General features: G+C 70.5%; 6 protein-coding genes. 5 read left to right on the top strand and 1 reads right to left on the bottom strand.

What is annotated here, in order from left to right; all coding sequences use genetic code 11:
• Positions 1 to 819: sensor histidine kinase (locus PLL68_RS11600; RefSeq protein WP_324534247.1), on the top strand; the 819-nt coding region annotated here is incomplete at its 5' end.
• On the top strand, positions 797 to 1,477 hold the full coding sequence (locus PLL68_RS11605) for a response regulator (protein WP_159902986.1): 681 nt from the start codon (positions 797 to 799) through the stop codon (positions 1,475 to 1,477). The genes PLL68_RS11600 and PLL68_RS11605, both read left to right, overlap by 23 nt.
• An 84-nt stretch (positions 1,478 to 1,561) precedes the next feature.
• Here PLL68_RS11605 and PLL68_RS11610 read toward each other — a convergent pair whose 3' ends face one another.
• Complete coding sequence (locus tag PLL68_RS11610; protein WP_324534250.1) at positions 1,562 to 2,026, bottom strand: hypothetical protein; 465 nt, start codon at positions 2,024 to 2,026, stop codon at positions 1,562 to 1,564.
• Between the two features lie 232 nt (positions 2,027 to 2,258).
• Here PLL68_RS11610 and PLL68_RS11615 point away from each other — a divergent pair, with 232 nt between their 5' ends.
• The 3 genes from PLL68_RS11615 to ispF all read left to right on the top strand — a co-directional run.
• Entirely contained in the window at positions 2,259 to 2,741 is a 483-nt protein-coding gene (locus PLL68_RS11615; RefSeq protein WP_159902990.1) for a CarD family transcriptional regulator, read from the top strand.
• 29 nt (positions 2,742 to 2,770) lie between these two features.
• The gene (gene ispD / locus PLL68_RS11620; RefSeq protein ID WP_324534253.1) at positions 2,771 to 3,484 is read left to right on the top strand and encodes a 2-C-methyl-D-erythritol 4-phosphate cytidylyltransferase; all 714 of its coding nucleotides are present in this window, start codon (positions 2,771 to 2,773) and stop codon (positions 3,482 to 3,484) included.
• Positions 3,481 to 3,944: 2-C-methyl-D-erythritol 2,4-cyclodiphosphate synthase (gene ispF / locus PLL68_RS11625; RefSeq protein WP_324534254.1), on the top strand; the 464-nt coding region annotated here is incomplete at its 3' end. The genes ispD and ispF, both read left to right, overlap by 4 nt.

The raw sequence follows: 3,944 nt of genomic DNA on the forward strand, positions 1-3,944 counted from the left end.
GAGGAGGTGCGGCGCGACTTCGTCGCCAACGTCAGCCACGAGCTGAAGACGCCCGTCGGCGGCATCTCCCTGCTCGCCGAGGCCGTCCTCGACGCCCGTGACGACCCGGATGCCGTCGAGCGCTTCGCCGAGCGCATCCTCGTCGAGTCGGCTCGGCTGACCCGGCTCGTCAAGGAGATCGTCGACCTCTCCAGGCTCCAGGTCGCCGACACCCTGCACGAGCCCGTCATCGTCGACGTTCGCGCCGTCGCCGCCGAGGCGGTGGACCGGGTGCGCGTCGCCGCGGAGGCCCACGGCATCCAGCTCACGCTCGTGGGCGAGGAGGGTCTGCGCGTGTTCGGGGACGCCGAGCTGCTCACCACCGCGATCGCGAACCTCGTGACCAACGCCGTCAACTACAGCGGCTCAGGCACCCACGTGGGCATCGGTGCACGGCGCAACGGCGACAGCATCGAGGTGAGCGTCACCGACCAGGGCGAGGGCATCCCGGCCGCCGAGCAGGAGCGGATCTTCGAACGGTTCTACCGCGTGGATGCCGCGCGCTCGCGGGCGACCGGCGGCACCGGCCTCGGCCTGGCCATCGTCAAGCACGTGTGCGCCAACCACGGTGGGCGGGTGAGCGTCTGGAGCCAGGAGGGGCGCGGGTCCACCTTCACGATGACACTTCCCGCCGCGGCCGACCGGCCGCGAGTGGGCACCGAGCAGCCGCACCCGCAGACCCTCGGGTCACCCGAGGTGCGCGACCACGCCGACCCGTCGCGGACGGCATCCGATGTGGAGAGGGAAAGGGCCCTGCATGACGCGCATCCTGATCGTTGAGGACGAGGTGTCCTTCTCGGACCCGCTGTCGTACCTGCTGAGCAAGGAGGGGTACGACGTCACGGTGGCCGAGAACGGGCACGACGCGCTGACCGCCTTCGACGGCGCGGGCGCCGACCTCGTGCTGCTCGACCTCATGCTGCCCGGGTTGTCCGGCGTCGACGTCTGCCGTGCCCTGCGCCAACGCTCCAACGTGCCGGTCATCATGCTGACGGCCAAGGACAGCGAGATCGACAAGGTCGTCGGGCTCGAGCTGGGGGCTGACGACTACGTCACCAAGCCGTACTCCTCGCGCGAGCTGCTCGCCCGGATCAAGGCCGTGCTGCGGCGACTGGCCGAGCCCGAGGAGCTGCTGCCGACGACCCTGGAGGCCGGGCCGGTGCGCATGGACGTCGAGCGGCACGTCGTGACGGTGCGCGGGGGCCAGCTGCCCTTTCCGCTCAAGGAGTTCGAGCTGCTCGAGATGCTGCTGCGCAACGCGGGACGCGTGCTGACGCGCGGCCAGCTCATCGACCGGGTGTGGGGCAGTGACTACGTCGGCGACACCAAGACGCTGGACGTGCACATCAAGCGGTTGCGCGCCAAGGTCGAGGCGGACCCGGCGAACCCGGTGCACATCCTCACCGTGCGCGGGCTCGGCTACAAGTTCGAGGTCTGACCTGAGTCAGAGCGCCGGGGCCTGCTCCTTGCGTCCGGCAGCTTGGCTCCCCCGACGACCAAAGTGCCGGACGTAGCCGCCGGCTCAGCCGAAGACGGTGCCGTTGTGGTGCACGCCCGCCAGCACCGGCACGGTGACGACGTTCTGGCCCGCCTGGGGCGTGGACACCGTGAGGGTGATGGTGTCACCCGCGCTTGCCGGCAGGCCCTCGAACTCGATGAGCGCACCGGTGTCGGACAGCGAGTTGCCGGAGAACGCGGGCACGGCGGCCGTCTCGGTGGACGTTGCGCCCTCGACGCCGAAGGTCACGTTGACGGCTGAGCTACCCCTGTTGACCGCCTGACCGATGAGGACCGCCGGGCCGTCACTGTTCTCGACGACGAGCGCGAGGTTGCGCAGCTCAAGGCCGGGGATCGACAGCGCGACACCGTCGGAGGCCGGGTAGTCGTAGTCGGTCTGGGTGGGTGAGAAGGTTGCGCACCCGGAGGCGAGGAGGCTGGCCGCCAGCAGGGCGGTGGCACGCAGGGCGAGGGCGGCTCGTATGGTCACGCGGCAAGGATATCCATGAGTGGGTGCACGGCGTCCAACGGCAGGCGGCACCGTCCCCACTGCGGGCGCGTGGGGCGCGCGCGATGCATGGAAAGCGCTGTTCTGTCAAGACCCGATTCATGCCCTGTGGAGTGGTCTCCCCGCCCCTGACCTGCGCAAATGGGTTGTCGTTCCATTTCTGTGGCCTGATTCTGCGTGGTACTCTGAGTGTCGCGAAAGGGGCCAACAACACATGGTTTTCAAGGTCGGCGAAACGGTCGTGTACCCCCACCACGGGGCAGCGCGAATCGAAGAGATCAAGACTCGTACGATCCGCGGAGAGGAGAAGCTGTACCTCAAGTTGAAGGTCGCCCAGGGCGATCTCGTCATCGAGGTACCAGCTGAGAACTGCGACCTCGTCGGCGTCCGCGACGTGGTCTCCAAGGAAGGGCTCGACAAGGTCTTCGAGGTGCTGCGCACCCCGTTCGCCGAGGAGCCGACCAACTGGTCGCGCCGCTTCAAGGCCAACCTGGAGAAGCTCGCCTCCGGCGACGTCATCAAGGTCGCCGAGGTCGTTCGTGACCTGTGGCGCCGCGACAAGGACCGCGGCCTGTCCGCCGGTGAGAAGCGCATGCTCGCCAAGGCTCGCCAGATCCTCGTGTCCGAGCTGGCTCTGGCGGAGAAGACCGACGAGGAAAAGGCCGAGGTCATCCTCGACGAGGTCCTCGCGTCCTGACACCGGGCTCACGCCCACTCCACACTGACGTGACCGACGCCGACGCTGCCCCGAGCAGCGTCGGCGTCGTCGTCGTCGCAGCCGGTTCCGGTAGCCGCCTGGGTGCTGACGTCCCCAAGGCGTTCGTCCACCTCGGGGGCCGGCCCCTGCTCGCCCACGCGCTCGACACCATCGCCCGGATGCCGGGGCGCACCGAGGTCGTCGTCGTCGCCCCGGCGGGCCTCACCGACCCGGATGACCCGCTGTGGTCGGGCGTCGACCTCCCTGCCGGCGCGGTGGTCGTGCCCGGAGGGGCCGAGCGCACCGACTCGGTCGCGGCCGGGATGGCCGCCCTGCCCCCTGGTTGCGAGATCGTGCTCGTGCACGACGCCGCGCGCTGCCTGATGCCGCTCGCCGTGTTCCTGCGGGTGGTCGACGCGGTGCGTGCCGGTGCGGCTGGTGCGGTCCCCGGCCTGCCGGTGGTTGACACCATCAAGACGGTCGACGCTGCCGGGGTGATCACGGGGACGCCCGAGCGGTCAGCGCTGCGCGCGGTGCAGACCCCGCAGGGGTTTCGACGAGAGGTGCTAGAGCGCGCCCACGCCAGCGGTCTTCAGGCCACCGACGACGCGGCGCTGGTCGAGCTCTGCGGTGACGACGTGGTCGTCGTCGACGGCGACCCGCTGGGTGCCAAGGTGACGACCGCCGACGACCTCGAGCGGGCGCAGTGGCTGCTCAGGCGGGCTGCCACACTGGGCGGATGATGCAGCTGCCACGGGTCGGCGTCGGGGTCGACGTTCACGCACTCGCGCCCGAGGGCTCCGATCGCGAGCTGTGGGTGGCAGGGGTGTACTGGCCGGGGGAGCGCGGGCTCGACGGCCACTCCGACGCCGACGTCGCAGCACACGCGGCCTGCGACGCGCTCTTCACGGCCGCCGGCATCGGTGACCTGGGGGCGCACTTCGGTACCGGTCGGCCGGAGTTCGCCGGGGCCTCCGGCGTGACCCTGCTCTCCGAGGCGGCCCGGTTGGTGCGTGCTGCGGGCTTCGAGGTCGGCAACATCGCGGTCCAGGTGATCGGCAACCGGCCCAAGGTGGGCACGCGCCGGGCCGAGGCGGAGCGGGCCCTGTCGGATGCCGTTGACGCTCCCGTGTCGGTGAGCGGCACCACGACCGACGGGCTGGGCCTCACCGGGCGGGGCGAGGGCATCGCGGCGATCGCCAC

The organism is Ornithinibacter sp., from assembly GCF_035443565.1.
Classification (GTDB): Bacteria; Actinomycetota; Actinomycetes; order Actinomycetales; family Dermatophilaceae; genus Fodinibacter.

Excerpts from the sequence above, each read along its gene's own strand:
- PLL68_RS11605 (WP_159902986.1), top strand. The coding sequence starts at position 797 with ATGACGCGCATCCTGATCGTTGAGGACGAGGTGTCCTTCTCGGACCCG.
- PLL68_RS11615 (WP_159902990.1), top strand. The coding sequence starts at position 2,259 with ATGGTTTTCAAGGTCGGCGAAACGGTCGTGTACCCCCACCACGGGGCA.